We start from the raw sequence: 488 nt of genomic DNA on the forward strand, positions 1-488 counted from the left end.
AAGAAGTAGTCGGTATCTCGATACCCATACCCCATTCGCTTGATTAGCTTTATCTTGTTGTTTATCCCTTCTAGGGTGCAGGTGTTTAGCGGATAACTTGCCGATGCGATAATACCGTGAAGATAAGGACTCAGTTTTCGTGCGAACTCTTTCAATGGCTTAATTCCACTCTCTTGTACTTGTGCCCACCACGCCTCCCAGAGCCCTTTAGCATGTGCTTCTGATTCACAATACCAAAGCTCTTTGAGCTGTGCCCCGAGTATATAAGTGGTCATTAAGTCCTTATTGATATTCAATATTTCTGTAAGATAGCTGTCTTGCCGTGGATTTAAGTTGCCTCTATTTTTCAACAACACCCAGCGTGAGCGCTTGACCCATTGCCTCGCTTTTTTATCTTGCTTGAGTTTGTTGGCTTGGTCGACTCTGACTCTATCCATTACCTCACGACCGAACTTAGCAACAACATGGAATAAGTCGTAAACGATTTT

The 488-nt window shown here is 43.4% G+C and carries 1 protein-coding gene; it reads right to left on the reverse strand.

Translation table 11 applies throughout. The annotated features are described in order from the left end of the window. Positions 1 to 488, reverse strand: a 488-nt coding sequence (locus AB4384_RS23490) for a transposase (protein ID WP_372084381.1), incomplete at both ends; no start/stop codon positions are given.

Source organism: Vibrio sp. 10N.261.51.A4 (assembly GCF_041471945.1).
GTDB lineage: Bacteria > Pseudomonadota > Gammaproteobacteria > Enterobacterales > Vibrionaceae > Vibrio > Vibrio crassostreae_C.